Origin of the sequence: Oleiharenicola lentus, from assembly GCF_004118375.1 — a bacterium.
Taxonomy (GTDB): Bacteria; Verrucomicrobiota; Verrucomicrobiia; order Opitutales; family Opitutaceae; genus Lacunisphaera; species Lacunisphaera lenta.
In genome coordinates this window covers 2,360,978-2,379,399 of sequence record NZ_SDHX01000001.1, presented here as the reverse complement: position 1 = coordinate 2,379,399, position 18,422 = coordinate 2,360,978, and the positions used below count along the sequence as shown (strand labels likewise).

The following is an 18,422-nucleotide window of genomic DNA, read 5'->3' as shown; positions in this document are numbered from 1 at the left end:
TTTCAATCACGGAGTGGCGCGGTGAAGCCGGGACGGCCTCGGCCGGTTGGCAGATGATGTTGGAGCCGGCCCGCTCTCGGGCCGGACTTACCAACTCCGGGGCGAGGGCCGGCCTTCGCTAGGCCTGCGGAACGCAGGCGCCCTTGGTTCCATTTTTCCAGGCGCAGAAACTTTATTTCGCGCTGCTCACGGTCAGGCCACCGTTGACGGACTCGAGGTTGACGCGCGCGCCGCCACCGTTCACGGGGCCGCGCAGTTCGCGCTTGCCGGAATTTTGGAGGGTGATCGGGAAATCACAGGTGATGCGTCCGTTGACGGTGTCGGCGTCGAGGTCGAACGCGGCGTCCTTGGGCAGCGTGAGTTTGCAGGAGCCGTTGACCGTATCGAGCGAGAGCTTGCCGGCGGCGGGCAGCGTGGAGTAGGCGACGCGGATGGAGCCGTTGACGGTCTCAAATTCGCCGTCGCCGCTCAGCCCCTCGGCCTCGATGCCGCCGTTGACGGCCCCGAGTGCGACGGAGCCCTTCACGCCCGTGACCGTGATGTTGGCGTTCACAACCTCGATCCTGTCGAGCGATGCACCGGCCGGGACCATGAGCTTGTAGTGGACTTGGGCGTTCATGTTGTCCCAAAACTTCCACTTTTTCTCCAACTCGGTTTTCACCGTGAGACGACGGTTGTTGGAGTCGATGCGCAGCTGAATGCGGGCGAGGCCTTCGTCCGTGCGGGCCGATTTTTCGGCCTCAAGGGCAACCTCGTTCTTGTCCCAGGCTACGATCTCGACCGAGCCATTGACGTTTTCGAGGTGGATGGAGCCGGTGGCGTCGAGCGGGTAGGTCTGGGAAAACTTTTCGGTGACCTTGGCGGAGGCATCGGTGGCGCCGAGCAGCAACGCGAGGGCCAGACTGGCAGGACGGAGCAGGGTGGTGTTCATGAGCATGGAGATAGAACCCTGCGGAAGGGATAAAGTTACAAACTTTATGTGCGATCCTGCGCCCAGCCGTCGGATCTTCGCCGCAGAAATTTAACATCAAACGACAGGTCCGATTTGACAGGGCGACCGGGCTGAACCCTCTAGGTTTCAGCCCGGGGTTGAGACGATAAAAGTCGTTGCTGATGAAACGGTCGCGATGGCTCCGGCGTCTCTCCCTCGCACACCCATCATGTCCGATAAACACCCGTCATCCCGGCGCCGCTGGGTCCTCTACGTCGTCATTGCTTTGGTCATCGCTGCCGGCGTCTGGCATTTCAGCTCCCGCGAAAAACCGACCGGGAACCGTTGGGGCCCGAACCCGGCGTGGGCCGGCACGTCCAATTCCCCGGCCATGCCCGTGCGGGTCGTCAAGGCCGAGCGCCGCAACCTCGGCATTCACCTCAAGGCCATCGGCACGGTCACGCCCTTCAACACCGTCACCGTCCGCAGCCGCGTGGACGGCCAGTTGCTGAAGGTCGCGTTCGACGAAGGCCAACAGGTCGAGGCCGGACAATTGCTGGCCGAGATCGACCCGGAGCCCTACCGCATCGCGCTGGCGCAGGTCGAGGGCCGCCAGCAGCAGAACATCGCCCAGCTCGAAACCGCCCGCGCCGACCTTGAGCGCTTCCGCCAGCTCTACGAAAAAAGCCTCGTCACCAGCCAGCAGATGGAGGCGCAGCAAGCCCTGGTCCGCCAGCGCGAGGGCGCTCTCGCCGCCGACAAGGCTGCGGCGGACGACGCACGACTCGAGCTGACCTACACCCGCATCGAGGCACCCATCTCCGGCCGGCTTGGCCTGCGCCGGGTGGACGCCGGCAATCTCGTCCGTGCCAACGACACCAACGGCCTCGTCGTCATCACGCAGACCAAACCGATCTCCGTCATGTTCACCGTGCCCGAGGTGGATCTCGCCAAGGTGCTCGAGCCGATGCGCGCAGGCGAGAAGCTCGTCGCCGAGGCGTGGGACCGCAGCGAACAGAACCTCCTCGCCACCGGCGTGCTCACCACCGTGGACAACCAGATTGACCTCGCGACCGGCACCGTCCGCCTGAAGGCCGAGTTCGCCAACGCCGACGAGCGACTTTTTCCGAACCAGTTCGTCAACGTCCGCCTGCGCGTGCGCACGCTGGCCGACGCGGTGGTGATCCCCGCGGCCGCCGTGCAGTTCGGCTCCCGCGGCACCTACGTGTTTGTCGTGAACGACAAAAACCAGTCCACCGTGCGGGAGATCACGCTCGGGCCCGCCGAGGGCCAGGAACAGGTCGTGCTGAGCGGCCTGACGCCGGGCGAGCCGGTCGTGCTCGAGGGCATCGACCGGCTGCGCGAGGGCCGCAACGTGGTGATCGTCGAGGACGGCGTGGCCGTCACGCCGCCCCCGGGCCCGCCGCCCGCCGGAAAGAAAAGGAAGGAGTAACGCTTCCGGGATGATTGCTCCCATGTCCGCTCATCGAAATTCGTTCTCCGGCCGGACCCGTAGCACATGAACCTCGCGCGCCCCTTTATCCTGCGTCCGGTCGCCACGAGCCTGCTCATGGCGGCGCTGCTGCTGAGCGGCATCATGGCCTACCGCCTTCTGCCGGTAGCGGCGCTGCCGCAGGTGGATTTTCCGACCATCCAGGTCTTCACTTTCCAGCCCGGCGCGAGCCCGGCCGTCACGGCCAGCGCGATCACTGCGCCGCTGGAGCGCCGCTTCGGCCAGATTCCCGGCCTCAACCAGATGTCGTCGGCCAGTTCGGCCGGAGCGTCGGTCATCACCCTCCAGTTCTCCCTCGATCTGCCGATGGCCGTGGCCGAGCAGGAAGTCCAGGCCGCCATCAACGCCGCCGACAACCTCCTGCCCAACGATCTCCCGGCGCCGCCCGTCTATCGCAAGGTCAACCCCGCCGACACGCCGATCGTCACGCTCGCGGTCACTTCGGCCACGCTGCCGCTGCCCGAGGTGCACGACCTCGTGGACACGCGCATCGCCCAGAAGATCGCGCAGCTGCCCGGCGTCGGACTGGTGAGCCTCGCCGGCGGCCAGCGCCCGGCCATCCGCGTGCAGGTGAACCCCGGGGAGCTGGCCGCGCGCGGGCTCAACTTTGCCGACATCCGTTCCGCGATCAACGCCGCCAGCGTCAACGCGCCGAAGGGCAGCTTCGACGGCCCGGTGCGCACGATCCTCATGGACGCCAACGACCAGCTCCGTTCGGTCGAGGAGTTCCGCAATCTGATCATCACCTGGCGCGACGGTGCGCCGCTGCGCCTGGGCGACATCGCGCGCATCGAGCAGGCCACCGAGGATCGCCGGCTCGCGGCCTGGGCCGACCGCCTGCCGGCCGTGCTGGTCAACGTCCAGCGCCAGCCGGGCGCCAACGTCATCGAGGTCGTGGACCGCGTGCAGGAACTTCTGCCGCAGCTCCGCGCCAGCTTGCCCGCCGCCGTCGAACTCGCCGTGCTCACCGACCGCACGCAGAGCATCCGCGCCTCCGTGCGCGCCGTGGAGCACGAGCTGGTGTTCGCCATCGCGCTGGTCGTGCTCGTGACGTTCATGTTTCTCCGCAAGCCCGCCGCCACGATCATCCCGAGCATCGCCGTGCCGCTCTCGCTCATCGGCACCTTCGGCGTAATGTACCTCGCCGGCTACTCGATCAACATCCTCACGCTGATGGCGCTGACCATCGCCACGGGCTTCGTGGTGGATGACGCCATCGTGATGCTGGAAAACATCGCGCGCTTCCGCGAGGAGGGCCTTTCCCCGATGGAGGCGGCGATCAAGGGCGCCGGGCAGATCGGTTTCACGCTGGTATCGCTGACGGTCTCGCTCGTGGCCGTGCTCATCCCGCTGCTCTTCATGGGCGGGGTGGTGGGGCGGCTGTTCCACGAGTTCGCCATCACGCTGGCCGTCTCGATCCTGATCTCGCTCGTCGTCTCGCTCACGCTCACGCCGATGATGTGCGCCCGCATGCTGCCGTCGCTCGATCCGCACGGACAGGGCGGGTTTCTCGACCGGGTCATCGACCGCTATGGCGTGTGGCTCGACTGGGTGCTGGAACGCCAGCGGCCCATGCTCTGGGTGATGGTCGGAACCGTCGCGCTCACCGCGCTGCTCTATCTCGTCGTGCCGAAGGGCTTTTTCCCGTTGCAGGACACCGGCGCGATCCAGGCGGTGACCGAGGCGCCGCAATCCGTGTCGTTCAGCACGATGGCCGAGCGCCAGCAGGCGCTGGCCGGGGTGATCCTGGCCGACCCGGCGGTCCACAGTCTCTCGTCGTTCATCGGCGTGGACGGCACCAACTCCACGCTCAACAGCGGACGCATGCTCATCAACCTGAAGTCCCACGGCGAACGCGATGCCTCGGCGCTGGAGATCGTGGACCGTCTGCGCACCGCCGCGCGCGCGGTGCCGGGCATCACGCTCTATCTGCAGCCCGTGCAGGAGCTGACCATCGAGGACCGGGTGAGCCGCACGCAGTTCCAGTTCACGCTGACCTCGCCCGCCGCCGACCTGCTCGAGGAGTGGGCGCCGAAGTTTGTCGCCCACCTGCAGGAGCGGCCCGAACTGGCCGACGTCGCCAGCGATCTCCAGAACCGCGGCCTCCAGGCCTTCCTCGAAATCGACCGCGACACCGCCAGCCGCCTCGGCGTAACCGTGTCGGAGATCGACGACGCCCTCTACAGCGCCTTCGGGCAACGGCAGATTTCCACGCTGTTCACGCAGTCCAGCCAGTATCGCGTGGTGCTGGAGATGGACCCGCGGCTCGCCACCGGTCCGCAGGCCCTCGAGGGCCTCTACGTGCGCGGCAACGGCAACGCCGCCGTGCCACTGGCCAGCGTGGCCCGGGTGAGCGAGCGCTCCGCCACGCTCCTCATCAACCAGATCGGCCAGTTCCCGGCCGTGACGATCTCCTTCAACCTCGGGCCCGATGCCTCGCTCGGCGCGGCGGTCGAGGCCATCGAGGCGGCGGCGGCCGAGTTGGAGCTGCCCGCGGCGATCGAGCTGCGGTTCCAGGGCGCGGCGCACGCCTTCCGTGATTCGCTCTCGAGCACGCTCTTCCTCATCCTCGCGGCGATCGTGACCATGTATCTCGTGCTGGGCGTGCTCTACGAGAGCGCCATCCACCCGATCACCATCCTGTCGACGCTGCCCTCGGCGGCGGTCGGCGCGCTGCTGGCACTGTGGATCACCGGCCGGCCCCTGGACATGATCGCGATCATCGGAATCATCCTGCTCATCGGCCTCGTGAAGAAAAACGGCATCATGATGGTGGACTTCGCCCTCGAGGCCGAGCGCGGGGAGGGTCTCTCGCCGCGCGAGGCGATCCGGCAGGCGGCGCTGCTGCGGTTCCGGCCGATTCTCATGACCACGCTCGCCGCGCTGTTCGGGGCGTTGCCGCTCATGTTCTCGACCGGCTCGGGCGCCGAGCTTCGCCAGCCGCTCGGCCTCGTCATGGTGGGCGGCCTGCTGGTCAGCCAGGTGCTCACGCTCTTCACGACGCCGGTGGTGTATCTGTTCTTCGACCGCCTGGCCCGCCGTTCGCAGGGCAAGGGCACGCAGGCGCCATTCCCGGTGGCGGCGGAATTGGAGAAGGTGTCGTTATGAGGAACAGACGACTGCGATCCCTTCCTGTAGGGTCGGCCCTTGGGCCGACCTCGGCCGCAAGGTCGTCGCAAGCGACGACCCCACAAGGGAGCTGCGCGGAGGAATTTTCATGAACCTCGCGCGCCCCTTCGTTCGCCGCCCGGTGGCCAGCGGCATGTTCGCCATCGCGCTCGTGCTGATGGGCGCCCTGGCCTACGGGCTCCTGCCGGTGGCACCGCTGCCGGAAGTGGATTTCCCCGTGATCCGCGTCGGCGCGTCGCTGCCCGGGGCCAGTCCCGAGACGGTGGCCACGAGTGTCGCCACGCCGCTGGAGCGTGCGCTCGGCAGCATCGCGGGCGTGACCGCCATCACCTCCGACAGCCGGCAGGGCAGCGTGGGCATCATGCTCGAGTTCGACATGGACCGGGACATCGACGACGCGGCGCGCGACGTGCAGGCGGCGATCAACGCCGCGCGCGGCCAGCTGCCTTCGGGCATGCCGGGCAACCCGTCCTACCGGAAGATCAACCCCTCGGCGGCGCCCATCATGGCGCTTGCGCTGAGTTCGCCCAACCTCTCGCCGGCCCAGCTCTACGATTTTGCCTCCACCATCCTCGCGCAGAAGATCTCCCAGATGAACGGCGTGGGCGAGGTGACCGTCGGCGGCAGCTCGCTGCCCGCGATCCGCGTGCAGCTCAACCCGCACCAGCTGGCGCACCACGGCATCGCGCTCGACGAGGTGCGCGCCGCCATCGGCGCGACCAACTCGCTCCAGCCGCGCGGCGTCATCGAGGGCGGCGGCCGGCAATGGCAGGTCCAGGCCAGCGACCAGCTCCGGCGCGCCGAGGACTACCTGCCCATCATCCTCCGCTACCGCGACGGCGCGCCCGTGCGGCTGGGCGACGTGGCGAAGGTCAGCGACTCCGTCGAAAACCGCCACAGCAGCGGCTTCCACAACGACCGGCCGGCCGTGCTGGTCATGGTGAGCCGCCAGCCGGGCGCCAACATCATCGCGACCATCGACGCCATCAACGCCCAGCTGCCCGCCCTGCGCGCGCTGCTGCCGGCCGACGCCGACCTGAAGGTCGTGATGGACCGCTCACCCTCGATCCGCGGCACACTGCAGGAGTCGCAGCGCACGCTGTTTCTGGCGGCCGCGCTCGTGATGTTGGTCGTGTTCCTCTTCCTCGGCAGCCCGCGCGCCGCGCTGATCCCGACGCTCGCCATCCCGGTGTCCATCATCGGGACCTTCGGCGTGATGTACCTCTACGGCTTCTCGCTGAACAACCTCTCGCTCATGGCGCTCATCGTGGCCGCCGGGCTGGTGGTGGACGACGCCATCGTGGTGCTGGAAAACATCTCGCGCCACATCGAGCAGGGCGTCGCGCCGCTCGACGCCGCCGTGCGCGGGGCGGGGGAGGTCGGTTTCACGCTGCTGGCGATGAACCTATCGCTCATCGTGGTGTTCGTCTCCATCCTTTTCATGGGCGGGCTGGTGGAGCGGCTGTTCCGCGAGTTTTCCATCACGCTCGCCGCCGCCATGCTCGTGTCGCTGGTCGTCTCGCTCACCTTGACGCCGTCACTCTGCGCCCGCTGGCTGCAGCCGAAGCACGCCAGCGCTCCCGGCCGCCTGCGGCAGGCGGGCTCGCGTTTTTTTGATTCCGTCAAAACCGGCTACGCCCGCTCGCTCGGCTGGGTGCTCGGGCACACGGGGCTCACGCTGTTCATCCTCGCGGGCATCATCGCGCTGAACATCTCGCTCTACTACAGCGCGCCGAAGGGCTTCCTGCCCGAGCAGGACAGCGGCCAGCTCGACGGCTTCGTGCGCGGGGACGACGGGTTCTCGTTCCAGGTCATGCAGCCGAAGATCGAGGCCTACCGCAAACTGGTGATGGCCGATCCGGCGGTGGAGGACGTGATGGGCTTCAGCGGCGGCTGGGCCGGCATCAGCAACGGCCGGCTGATGATCCGCCTGAAACCCCGCAGCGAGCGCGACGCCAGCGCCCGCGAGGTCATCAACCGCCTGCGCCTCCAGTCTCCGCCCGTGCCGGGCGGCATGCTCTGGCTCAACGTCTCGCAGGACATCCAGCCCCCGCGCACCTCGGACGCCGGCTCCTACGAACTCGCGCTGCTGACCGACGACGTGGCGCTCCTGCGCGAGTGGCAGCCCAAGATCGCGCGCGCGATGCAGGAGATCCCCGAGATCACCGACGTGGACACGCCCAACGACGGCGGCACCAAGCAGGTCATGCTCACCATCGACCGCGAGGCCGCGCGCCGGCTCGGCGTGGACATGCGCATGATCACGCAGGTGCTGAACAACTCCTTCAGCCAGCGCCAGGTCGCGACGCTCTACGACCGCCTCAACCAATACCGCGTCATCATGGAACTGGAGCCGCAATACACGGAGGACCCCGTGGTGCTGGACCAGGTGGAGGTGATCGCCCGCGACGGCTCGCGCGTGCCGCTCTCGGCCTTCACGCGCTACGAGTATTCGCTGATCGAGGACCGGGTGCGCCACCGCGAGCAGTTCGTGGCGGAGAACGTCGGTTTTTCGCTCGCCCCCGGCGTGTCGCTGCAGGAGGCGCTGGCCGCCATCGACCGGGCCATGGCGAAGATCATGCTCCCGACGGAGGTGCAGGCGCGGCTCGCGGGCTCGGCGCACAATTTCCAGAGCGCGCTGGAAAACCAGCACTGGCTGCTGCTCGGCGTGCTCGTGGCGGTCTATCTCGTGCTCGGCATCCTCTACGAGAGCCTGGTGCACCCGCTGACGATCCTGTCCACGCTGCCCTCGGCCGGACTCGGCGCGCTGCTCGCGCTGCGGTTCACTGGCACGGAGTTCTCGCTCATCGCGCTGCTCGGCCTGTTCCTGCTCATCGGCATCGTGATGAAGAACGCCATCCTCATGATCGACGTGGCGCTCGTCCGTGAGCGGCAAGACCAGCTCTCGCCGCGCCAGGCCATCTTCGAGGCCGCGCAGCTGCGGCTGCGCCCGATCCTCATGACCAACCTCGCCGCGCTGCTTGGCGCGCTCCCCTTGGTGCTGTCCACCGGCGAAGGTGTCGAGATGCGCCGTCCGCTCGGCCTCGCCATCGTCGGCGGCCTCGTCGTGAGCCAGCTCCTGACGCTCTACACTGTGCCGGTTGTCTATCTCTGGCTCGACCGGATGCGCCTGCGCGTGCTGACCCGCTTGGGCCGCCTCAACCCGGTGGAAGCGGCGAAGGCGGTCGAAGCCTGAGGGCGAGATGGCCGGTGATCCGCAGGTTTTTGCGGTCCTTCAAGTTTCCCGAACCACGACAGTCCCTCCAATGAGATCGTGCAGTGATCTCCGCTTGGTGGTAAAAATGGCTGTCCCGGCATCACAAATAATCCAGCCATAAGAAAGAGCATTTATCGCATCGTATATCGCGCCCAGCGTTGTGGAATGAACATACGGCCCCGGGAAGACACTTACGGCTTCGATGATGAGAAGTATTGCATTGATCGTGATCCAGGGGGACTCGCGCCACATCGACTGCCGATAGGATATACGATTTTCATCATCGGCTCTGACTACCCGAACTTTCATCAACCGCTTGCCGAGCGTCTGCCCATCGCGTCCGTGGAGAATTACAAAGTAGGCTGTGCTCACACCAAACATCGCAATCCCATACAGCCACAGCAGAAGCTCGGACTTCCCGACCAGAAACCACGTCCATATGAAGGGTAGGAACACGAGTGAATCGATCACACTGGCTACGAAGCGCGCGCCAATAGTCTGATATCGGTAGTCTCTCATGATCGACAGGGACAGCAGCGAACAGAGGTTGCACAGAAAGCCTGCGCTGGCTTTGCCCGCCGAGGGACAGGAAGGAGATCGGAGTGTTTGCTTTCAACCTCCGATCGGCGGTGTGGAGCACGGGATCGCTTATCCCGCCATGATCCAAGCGGGGTTCGGTGACCCCGCCCTACAGTTTAGAGACAAGCCTACTCCGCGCGCAGGGCGTCGAGCGGGTTGACGCGGGTGGCGCGGCGGGCGGGGAGCCAAGAGGCGATGGCGGCGGCGAGAAAGAATGCGGCCGCGGCCACCAAGAGCACGACGGGGTCGAAGGCCTTGGCACCGACAAGCACGGAGCTGAGCAGGCGGTTGACGCCCACGCCGAGCAGGAGCCCGGCGGCGATGCCGAGCGCGGCGGTGGCCAGGCCCTCCCGCAGGATCAGCGCCTGCACGGAGCCGGGCAGGGCGCCGAGGGCCATGCGGATGCCGATCTCGCGGGTGCGGCGGGCGACCTGGTAGGACTTTACCGAGTAGATGCCGACCACGGCGACGAACATGGCGAAGCCGGAGAAGGTGATGAGCAGCGCGGAGCTGAGCTGGACGGCCCACACCTCCATCGAGGTCTCGGCGTGTTGCTTGAAGGTGCGGACCTTGAAAACCGGCACGCCGCTGGCGGCGTCGCGGAGGGTCTCGCGCACCACCGGCACAAGCGCGAGGGCCGCGGCCTCGGTGTCCACGGCGGGACGGACATGAAAATGGACGTTGGAAACGTAACCTTGGGCGAAGGGCACATAGACGGCGCCGCCCACGTCGTCCGAGAAATAGTCAACCTGGGTCGTGCCGGCGATGCCGACGACCTGCATGGCGCCCACCTGCGCGTGCCGTTCCCCGGTGAAGCGCACGAACTTGCCGACGGCGTCCTCGTCCGGCCAGAGCTGGCGCGCGAGCACCTCGTCGAGAATCACGACCCGCGGCGCCCCGGGCTGCGTGGCCTCGGTCACGCTGAAGGCGCGGCCGCGTTTCAGGGGCAGGTTCATCGCAGTGAAGTAATCCGCCCCGACAGCGTTCCAGCTGCCCGAGAAGGCGCGGCCCTCGGCGGCGGTGACGGGTTTGGCGTCGTCGGGCAGGGCCGGGCCGTCGCGCCGGACCATCCGGCCGTTGCTGACGAACCCGTAGGGCACGATGGCGCCAATCGCGACGGCTTGCACGCCGGGCAGCGCGGCCAAGCGCTCCTGGGCAACGCGGAACAGATCGAGGCTGCGCGCCTCGTCGAGTCCACCCAGACCCGAGTCCACCTCGGCTACAACGGTGTTGTCGGCGTCGAAACCATGGTCGGCGTTGGATGTGTCGGCGGCCGTGCGCAAGAACAGGCCGGCGACGATCAGCAGGCACAACGAAAGCGCGACCTGCGTCACCACCAGCAGGTGACGCGGACGCCACCACGCGCGGCGGGGTTCGGCGGCGGACTCGCCGGCCTGCTGCTTGAGGTCGGTGAGCACATCGCCGCGGGAAAGCCGCAGGGCCGGTCCGAAGGAAAACGCCAGCGTAGCGCCGAGGCAGATCACCGCTGTGGCCGCCAGCACCGGACCCGAACCGGCAGAGATGCTGAACAGACCCACGGGCAGGCGCGACTCGAGGGACGCCGCGATCAGGTCGAGGCTCGCCTGCGCCGCCAGCAGGCCGAGGCCGCCGCCGACCAGGGCGAGCAACAGGCCCTCCAGGCACAGCTGTCGGATGAGCTGGCTCCGGCTCCCGCCCAAGGCGAGGCGGATGGCGAACTCCTTGCGCCGGGTCTGCCCGCGCGCGAGCAGCAGACCGGCGAGATTCAGGCACACGATCAGCAGCACCGAGCCCGCCAGCCCCATCAGCACGAGGCAGAACACGGTGACCGCGCTTTCCGCCTGCGGCGCGGAACTCGTGCCGAGCCGCGGCAGCGGCGCGACGGTGACGGTCTGGTCCTTGAACTCCACCGGGAAGGCCCGTTCGAGATTGGTGCCGAGGGCATCCAGCGCCGACTGCGCGGAGGCGATCTCGACGCCGGGCGCAAGTCGCGCCACGAGAAACAACTTGTAGGTATCGGGCTGGCTGAGCTGCCGGCGCTCCTCGCCGACGGTGAAGTTTTCCAGCGTCTCAAAGACCCCGAGCGGAAAGTAGAACTCCGGCCCGAAGACCATCGTCGTGCCGCTGAACCCCTCGGGCGTGACGCCCACGATGGTGTAGGTGCGCTCGTTGATGCGGAGCGTGCGGCCGAGGATGTCGGCGGCGAAGCCGGTTTTCCGCCAATGGGTGTGGCTGACAATCACCACGGGCAGGGCCGCGCCCGGACGCTCCTCCTCGGCCGTGAAGCTGCGTCCGCGCGCCAGCGGGACCCCGAGGGTGGTGAAGTAGTTGGCGCTGATGATCGACGCAAAGGCCCGGCGGGTGTCCGTGCCCTCCTGGTGGCCGACGAGCGTATGGTTGAAGGCCAGCACGTCGCTGAACAGGTCGCGGCGGGCGGTGAGTTCGCGCCAGAGCGGGTGGGAGAACAGACGGTATTCCTCCGGGTTCTTCCGGTTCTGCGTATAGACCTGGACGATGCGGTCGGGCTCGGCCAGCGGGCGCGGGCTGAACGCAAGGTTGTAAATGAAGGTGAACATCCCCGTGTTCAGCCCGATGCCCAAGGCCAGCACGCCGATAGTGGCGACCGTGAAGCCGGGGGCTTTGGCGAGGAGACGGAGGGAGAATTTCAGGTCCGACAGGAGGGTGTGCATGCAGCGCGCGGTTCCCTCCAAAACACGGGCAAAGGGCGGCAGTTGCAGGAAAAACCGACTAAGCCTGTGACTCTGTCTAGGTGGAGCGCGTTGCTCCACAACGCGCTGAGGATGTCCGCAACGGACAAATCGCCCTGAGGTGCAGGTCGCTCCACCTTGAGGCGCAGCATTCAGGAGCAGGCTCCTGCCGAGGGGAGCTACTCGACGGCCGTGGACAGGATCGTGACCGTGCGGGCGGCGGGCGGGGTGGTGGGCGGCGGGTCGAAGAGCGCCCAGCCACTGTTGCCGACGAAGTGGAAGCGACCGTTGAAGACCTGGCCGAGGGCGAGGTCGGTCATGGCGGGGCGGCCCTGGGCGACGGCGCGGACGAGCGGTTTTTTTCCAGAGGGAAGATCGATCCGGAGCACTCGCTGGGGGTTCACGCCGTTCTGGACGGCCAGGATGCCGCCAGGAACAGCGTAGAGTCCGTCGATGCCGAAGAACGTGGCGTTGGCCGGGGCGGTCAGCAGCGTGGGCGTCTTGGTATCGGTGGCGATCCGCCAGATGCCGTTGGCGTAGTCGGCGACACAGAGGTGCTGACCGGCCGAGTCCAAAGCGATGCCCTGCAGGCTCAGGAACTCGTCGCTTTCTAGCCAGGGTTCAAGCGCGGTGCCCCCGGCGGGGAGCCGCCAGATGACGGAGGACACGGAGTCGGTGGCGTAGAGCGAGCCATCGGCAGCGATCACAAAGTCGCCCAGCAGATGATTGCGGCCGTCGGCGGGCACGGGATAGCGGGCGCGCACGCGGCCGGTGGCGAAATCAATGGCGACGAGGGCCGTGCGCTTGCCGTCCTCGGCGTCGGACCCGGTCATTACGCCGACGGTGGCCGTGGCGGCCCAGAGGGTTTTGCGGTCGGCAGAGAGCGCGATCTTGAACACGCCGTCGAGGGCATCGTCGTCGTGGGTGAATTTCCTTAATTGGGCGGTGCCGGAACTGACGTCGCGCACCCAGATGCAGCGGTTGCGCACGTCACCGAAATACCAGACGAGCGTCTCCGGGTCCACGAGGCAGCTTTCGATGATGCCGGTGACGTCGGTGAGTGCAAAGGAGGCTTCGTCGGACGCGGCTGTCGCGTCGGGTCCAACCGCAAGCTGTTGGGCGAGAGTCTGGAACCGGGGCAGCTCCTTTAACGCGGCGAGGCCGGGATCGGCGGCGACGTTCATCTGCAGGCCCATGTCGGCGAGGCGCTGCAGGGCGGCGAGGGCGGCGTCCGGGCGTTGCTGAGCAGCGTAAAGACGGGCGAGATTGATCTGCACCCGCGGGTAGTCGGGCCGCAACTGCGCGGCTTCCTCCATTTTCGCGAGAGCCGTGGCGTTGTCACCCGCCTTGGCGGCGGCGCCCGCCTCGCGGAGCAAGGTCGCATGCTTGGGCGCGGCGGAGAGGGCAGTGGCGCCGATCAGGAATAGCGTGAGCAGGCGGTGCATTTGAGTTAAGTAACAAGTATCAAGTGGCAGGTAACAAGATGCAGGGGGTATTGGGTTTTGCTCTTGTTACTTGATCCTTGAAACTTGTTACTTCGCCATGCGCCTCATTCAGCGCGCAACGCCTCGAGCGGATCCACCTTGGTGGCGCGGCGGGCGGGGAGCCAGCAGGCGAGGGCGGCAACGGCGAAGAGGAGGGCGGCGGTGCCGGAGAGGGCGACCGGGTCGGTGGCGATCATGCGGGGCATGAAGGATCCGAGAAACAGGCCGAGGCCGTAGGCGCCAGCCAGGCCCAGGCCCAGGCCGATTGCGGTGAGCAACAGCCCGCGCCCGAGCACGAGCTTCAGCACATCGGAAGGCTTCGCACCGAGCGCGAGCCGGATGCCGAATTCGCCGGTGCGCTGGGCGACAATGTTGGAAATCACGCCGTAGAGGCCGACGGCGGCCAGCACGAGGCCGAGGCCGGCAAAACCCGTGAGCAGCTGGGCGACAATGACCAGATTGTGCTGCTGACGTTGCACGAACTGGTCCACCGTCATCAGTTGATCGGCGGGGAGATCGGGGTCCACCTCCGCGACCGCGCGGCGCACGCTCTCGATCTGGGCGGCGGGATTTTCGCTCCGCACGGCAAAACGGATCCAAGTCCAGGGCTCGTGCGCGACGGAGCGATAAACCTGGAAGCTGGTCGGCGGATTGGTGAAGGCGACGGCTGACTGCGCGCTGCGCACCACGCCGATAACCTCGACCCACTTGGTCTGGCCGTTGTTCACGAGGCCGAGGCGTTGGCCGAGGGGGCTGACGGAGGGCCAGAATTGCTTGGCGAGGGCGTCGTTGATCACGACCTGCTCCGCATCGGCGGATTTCACATCGGGCGGAAAGATGCGTCCCTCGACCAGCTTGATGCCAAGGGTGTCAAAGTAGCCGGAGGTCACCATCACCTGGCTGGCCCGGGGCAGGGTGGCCGGATCGGCCCCGCTGAGCGCTTCGCTGGTGATCTGACGGACGTTGCCGTAGTGCCAGAGCGGAAGCGAGGTGGACAGCGCCACACCCTGAACGCCCGGCAGGCTGCCAACGCGGTTCTCGATGCTGCGGAAGAATTCGAGGCGCTTCTCGGACGACTCGTAACGCTTTTCCGGCATGGGCAGGACGCCAGTGAGGACATGCTTGGTGTCCCAGCCGGTTTCGAGCGCCAGAATCCGGGCGAAGCCGCGTTGCATCATGCCGGCGCCGCCGAGCAGCACGAGGGCGAGAGTGACCTCGGCGACCACGAGGATGTGACGCATCCGGTGGTGGCTGCGGCCCGAGGTGGTGCCGCGGCCCTGGGATTTCAACGTGCCGACGACATCGGTGCGCGAGGCGATCCAGGCCGGCACGATCCCGAAAATCACGCCCGTGAGCACGGAGGCGGCGATGGTGGCGAGCAACACGCTGCCGTCGATGGGCAGCTTGAGCCCGCCGGCCTTTTCGCCGATGCGGACATTGGCCTCGAGGAGGCTGTTGACCCAGAGCGCAATCAACAGACCCAGGCCGCCGCCGACCACCGCCAGCAACAGGCTTTCCGTGAGCTGCTGCCCGATGAGACGGGCACGCGAGGCCCCCAGCGCGGCGCGGATGGCGAACTCGCGCACGGAAACGGTGGCCCGCGCCAGCTGCAGGTTGGCGAGATTGGCGCAGGCGATCAGCAGGACGAAGCCGGAGAGGCTGAGCAGCATCCAGGAGATCTTGCGGCTCTCACCGTCCATGAGCGCCTCGTGGAGCAGCGGCGCGGCGAAACGCATGCCGGAGTAGTCCTGGGGAAACTCCTTCTGCCACGCGGAAGCGAGGGGCCCGAGTTCGGCGGCGGCCTGTTCAGGTGTCCGCCCGGTCTGGAGGCGTCCGATCAACGAAAAGATGCGGATGCCACGATTGCTGGATTGCTGGGGAGTGTAAGCGAGAGGGCGCCAAAAGGAGGATTCGCCCCAGAGAAAACGGTATTCGAAGTCCGCCGGCATCACGCCGATGATCGTGTGGGGATCGCCGTCAATGCGCAGCATGCGACCAATGACAGACGGGTCGCCGCCGTAACGTTGCTGCCAGTTGCTGTAGGACAGCAGCACGACCTGGTCCTTGCCGGGCTGGCATTCCTCCATCGTGAAGGGCCGGCCGATCTGCGGTTGCACGCCCAGCGTGGTGAAGATGCCGGCATCGGCGAAGATGCCGTTGAGCCGCTCCGCCGGTTGGCCGGCATCGGCCACGGCGGAGAAGTCGCGCGTGAAGACGAACTTGTCCTGGAAGGAGGTGCTCTTTTCCTGAATGTCGCGCAGTTCGGTGGCGGAGAACTCGTTGTCCTGATCCTGCGGCGTGATGCGCTGGAGCATCACCAGGCGGGCCGGTTCGGGAAACGGAGCGGCCTTGAACAGCAGGGCGTCGATCAGGCTGAACATCGAGGTGTTCACGCCGATGCCGAGGGCCAGAGTCAGCAGCGCGATAATCGTAAACCCCGGGCTCTTCAGCAATGACCTGAGCGCGAATTTCATGGGAAGGAGAAGTGCCAAGGATCAAGTAACAAGGATCAAGAGGAGGCCCGAAGGCGTCATTCCTGATACTTGATCCTTGTTACTTGATACTTCCCGGGCTTACGCCCGGGTCGGATCGGACTCCATCTGCTCCTCGACGACGCGGCCGTCGAAGACGTGGATGGTGCGGTCGGCGTTGCGGGCGAAGCGGGCGTCGTGGGTGACCATGACGATCGTGGAGCCGCTCTTGTGGAGATTGCGGAGGAGCTCCATGACGGCGTCGCCGTTCTTGGAATCGAGGTTGCCGGTGGGCTCGTCCGCAAGGAGGACGGCGGGCGAGCCGGCCAGGGCGCGGGCCACGGCGACGCGCTGCTGTTGACCGCCGGAGAGCTGGGAGGGCAGGTGCTTGGCGCGGTGGCCCATGCCGACCTTCTCGAGGGCCTCGGTCACGCGGGTCTTGCGCTCGCTGGCGGGCATGCCGCGGTAGGTGAGCGGGAGCTCGACGTTTTCATAGACCGTGAGGTCGCCGATGAGATTGAAGGACTGGAAAATGAAACCGATCTCGCGGTTGCGGATGCGGGCGCGCTCCGGGAGCGTGAGGCCCTGCACGGGGCGGCCATTGAGGATGTAGGTGCCGTCGGTCGGCGTGTCGAGGAGGCCGAGAATCGAGAGGAGCGTGGACTTGCCGCAACCCGAGGGGCCGGCGATGGAGACGTACTCGCCCTTGCGGATGTCCATGTGGATGCCGGAGAGGGCGTGGGTTTCGACCTCGTCGGTGAGGAAGACCTTGGTGACGCCTTCGAGTTTGATGAGGGAGGGAGAGTCGGTGCTCATGGGGAGATTTTGATTTTGGTTTCTCGATTTTCGATTGTGGTGGGCGGGAGTGGGGGGATAACACGGCCGGCAGGCCGGGGGTTACGAAATTTTCGATTTTTGATTCACGATTGTGGATTTAAGCCCGGCGGAGGCGGGCCTCAGGCCTGATCGTCGGTGGCGACCAGAAGAGTGAGGAGCGAGAGAACGAGGACGGGAATAAACATGGCGGGACAGGGAGTCGAAAATCGAGAATCCAAAACGAAAATTAGTTGAGCTTCACGCGCTGGGCGGAGTCGTGCTGGGACATGTCGGAGAGGATCACGCGATCCCCGGGCACGAGGCCGGCAATAACCTCGATGGTGTTGACGGAGCTGCGGCCGAGCTGGACCTGCGTGCGGGTGGCGATGTCGTCCTCGCCGAGCTTGAAGATCGAGATGGTGCTGCGCTCCTGACCGAAGGCCGGGCGGTCCACATAGACCACGTCGTCGAGGCGCTCGAGCTCGATGGTGCCATCCACGGAGAGGTCGGGGCGGGCGCCCTTGGGCAGCTGATCGGAAATCGTGACATCCACGGTGACGGTGCCGTTCTGCACGGCGGGGTCGATGCGCGAGACACGACCGGCGACGATGCCGTTGCGGGTGTCGATGCTGGCGAGCTGGCCGTGGGTGATGTCCTTGGCCTGGGTCTCGGCGATGCGCACCTCGGCTTTGAGCTTGGTCGGGTCGGCGACGCGGGCGATGTTCTGGCCGGGCTGGACCTGGGCGCCAACCTCCACAGGGAGGGCGGAAAGCACGCCGACCATCGTGGCGCGGACCTGCAGGGCCTCGAGTTCCTCGTTGCGCAGGCGGGAGAGCGAAGCAAGGCGCTCGACCTCGGCTTCCTGCACGGCGAGCTGGGGCTTGATGGACTCCTTGGCGAAGGCGAATCGCTTTTGCTCGATGTCGTTGCGGGTGCGGGCGGTCTCGGCGGCGACCTGGGAAAGCTTGTGCTGCACGGGCGAGACGAGGCCGTCCTTGAGGAGTTCGTCGTCCACCTCGGCCTGGAGCTTGGCGCGTTCGAAGGTATCGCGGGCCAGGGCGGCGGCGGCCTCGGCGGCGAGCAGCTGGGATTCGAGCTGCACGCGCTGGTTGGCGAGCTGGGCCTCGGCGGCGAGCAGCTGGGACTTGGCGTTGGCGGCGTTGGAGACGACGTCGGGGTTGCTCAGTTCGAGGATGAGGGTGCCGGGTTCGACGGGCGCGCCGGGGCGGATGATGATCTTGTCCACGCGCCCCTGGGTGCGGGCGGCGATCCAGCGGATCTCCTCAGGCACGAGCGTGCCGAGGCCGCGGACCTGGCGGAGCATCGGGCCGCGCTTGACGGTGCCGACCCAGACAAGATTGCGCTCCATCGTGGGCGCGGCGGGTTTGAGGGTGAACAGGAAGATGGAGATGCCAAGAACTACGACGCCAGCGATGGTGGCGTAGATGATGCGTTTGCGGCGTTTTTCCTTGGCGGCGTTGGGGCGGGCGATGTCCATGCAGGGCTTGTTTGTCCCGCTAATTGCACCGCGCGTGCCAAGTGCAGAGGAGAGGTTTAAGCTGTTAGCTGTTAGCCATAAGCAAAATTCAGAAAAG

Annotated in this window: 10 protein-coding genes; 3 read left to right on the top strand and 7 right to left on the bottom strand. The window is 66.6% G+C overall.

What is annotated here, in order from left to right; all coding sequences use genetic code 11:
• Positions 1 to 172: 172 nt before the first annotated feature.
• The gene (locus tag ESB00_RS09900; protein WP_164976126.1) at positions 173 to 931 is read right to left on the bottom strand and encodes a DUF4097 family beta strand repeat-containing protein; all 759 of its coding nucleotides are present in this window, start codon (positions 929 to 931) and stop codon (positions 173 to 175) included.
• Between the two features lie 229 nt (positions 932 to 1,160).
• Here ESB00_RS09900 and ESB00_RS09895 point away from each other — a divergent pair, with 229 nt between their 5' ends.
• The 3 genes from ESB00_RS09895 (at position 1,161) to ESB00_RS09885 (ending at position 8,769) form a co-directional block, all read left to right on the top strand.
• Complete coding sequence (locus tag ESB00_RS09895) at positions 1,161 to 2,384, top strand: MdtA/MuxA family multidrug efflux RND transporter periplasmic adaptor subunit (protein ID WP_129047528.1); 1,224 nt, start codon at positions 1,161 to 1,163, stop codon at positions 2,382 to 2,384.
• Positions 2,385 to 2,450: 66 nt separating this feature from the next.
• On the top strand, positions 2,451 to 5,552 hold the full coding sequence (locus ESB00_RS09890) for a multidrug efflux RND transporter permease subunit (RefSeq protein ID WP_129047527.1): 3,102 nt from the start codon (positions 2,451 to 2,453) through the stop codon (positions 5,550 to 5,552).
• Positions 5,553 to 5,661: 109 nt separating this feature from the next.
• Positions 5,662 to 8,769 carry an efflux RND transporter permease subunit gene (locus ESB00_RS09885; RefSeq protein WP_129047526.1) on the top strand — a complete coding sequence of 1,036 codons (3,108 nt, stop codon included), beginning with the start codon at positions 5,662 to 5,664 and terminating at the stop codon, positions 8,767 to 8,769.
• A gap of 39 nt (positions 8,770 to 8,808) precedes the next feature.
• Here ESB00_RS09885 and ESB00_RS09880 read toward each other — a convergent pair whose 3' ends face one another.
• From ESB00_RS09880 to ESB00_RS09855, 6 genes are all read right to left on the bottom strand, one after another.
• Positions 8,809 to 9,309, bottom strand: coding sequence for an RDD family protein (locus ESB00_RS09880; protein WP_129047525.1), 501 nt, complete (start codon positions 9,307 to 9,309; stop codon positions 8,809 to 8,811).
• A gap of 188 nt (positions 9,310 to 9,497) precedes the next feature.
• Complete coding sequence (locus tag ESB00_RS09875) at positions 9,498 to 12,038, bottom strand: ABC transporter permease (protein WP_129047524.1); 2,541 nt, start codon at positions 12,036 to 12,038, stop codon at positions 9,498 to 9,500.
• A 197-nt stretch (positions 12,039 to 12,235) separates the two neighbouring features.
• Complete coding sequence (locus tag ESB00_RS09870; RefSeq protein WP_129047523.1) at positions 12,236 to 13,501, bottom strand: tetratricopeptide repeat protein; 1,266 nt, start codon at positions 13,499 to 13,501, stop codon at positions 12,236 to 12,238.
• A gap of 104 nt (positions 13,502 to 13,605) precedes the next feature.
• Complete coding sequence (locus ESB00_RS09865) at positions 13,606 to 16,014, bottom strand: ABC transporter permease (protein WP_129047522.1); 2,409 nt, start codon at positions 16,012 to 16,014, stop codon at positions 13,606 to 13,608.
• A gap of 99 nt (positions 16,015 to 16,113) precedes the next feature.
• Positions 16,114 to 16,827, bottom strand: a complete 714-nt coding sequence (locus tag ESB00_RS09860) for an ABC transporter ATP-binding protein (RefSeq protein WP_129047521.1) — start codon at positions 16,825 to 16,827, stop codon at positions 16,114 to 16,116.
• A gap of 247 nt (positions 16,828 to 17,074) precedes the next feature.
• Positions 17,075 to 18,325, bottom strand: coding sequence for an efflux RND transporter periplasmic adaptor subunit (locus tag ESB00_RS09855; protein WP_129047520.1), 1,251 nt, complete (start codon positions 18,323 to 18,325; stop codon positions 17,075 to 17,077).
• Positions 18,326 to 18,422: the final 97 nt, after the last annotated feature.

Bases quoted from the DNA above. Each gene is read 5' to 3' on its own strand.
- ESB00_RS09900 (WP_164976126.1), bottom strand. From the start codon at position 931: ATGAACACCACCCTGCTCCGTCCTGCCAGTCTGGCCCTCGCGTTGCTG.
- ESB00_RS09895 (WP_129047528.1), top strand. From the start codon at position 1,161: ATGTCCGATAAACACCCGTCATCCCGGCGCCGCTGGGTCCTCTACGTC.
- ESB00_RS09890 (WP_129047527.1), top strand. From the start codon at position 2,451: ATGAACCTCGCGCGCCCCTTTATCCTGCGTCCGGTCGCCACGAGCCTG.
- ESB00_RS09885 (WP_129047526.1), top strand. From the start codon at position 5,662: ATGAACCTCGCGCGCCCCTTCGTTCGCCGCCCGGTGGCCAGCGGCATG.
- ESB00_RS09880 (WP_129047525.1), bottom strand. From the start codon at position 9,309: ATGAGAGACTACCGATATCAGACTATTGGCGCGCGCTTCGTAGCCAGT.
- ESB00_RS09875 (WP_129047524.1), bottom strand. From the start codon at position 12,038: ATGCACACCCTCCTGTCGGACCTGAAATTCTCCCTCCGTCTCCTCGCC.
- ESB00_RS09870 (WP_129047523.1), bottom strand. From the start codon at position 13,501: ATGCACCGCCTGCTCACGCTATTCCTGATCGGCGCCACTGCCCTCTCC.
- ESB00_RS09865 (WP_129047522.1), bottom strand. From the start codon at position 16,014: ATGAAATTCGCGCTCAGGTCATTGCTGAAGAGCCCGGGGTTTACGATT.
- ESB00_RS09860 (WP_129047521.1), bottom strand. From the start codon at position 16,827: ATGAGCACCGACTCTCCCTCCCTCATCAAACTCGAAGGCGTCACCAAG.
- ESB00_RS09855 (WP_129047520.1), bottom strand. From the start codon at position 18,325: ATGGACATCGCCCGCCCCAACGCCGCCAAGGAAAAACGCCGCAAACGC.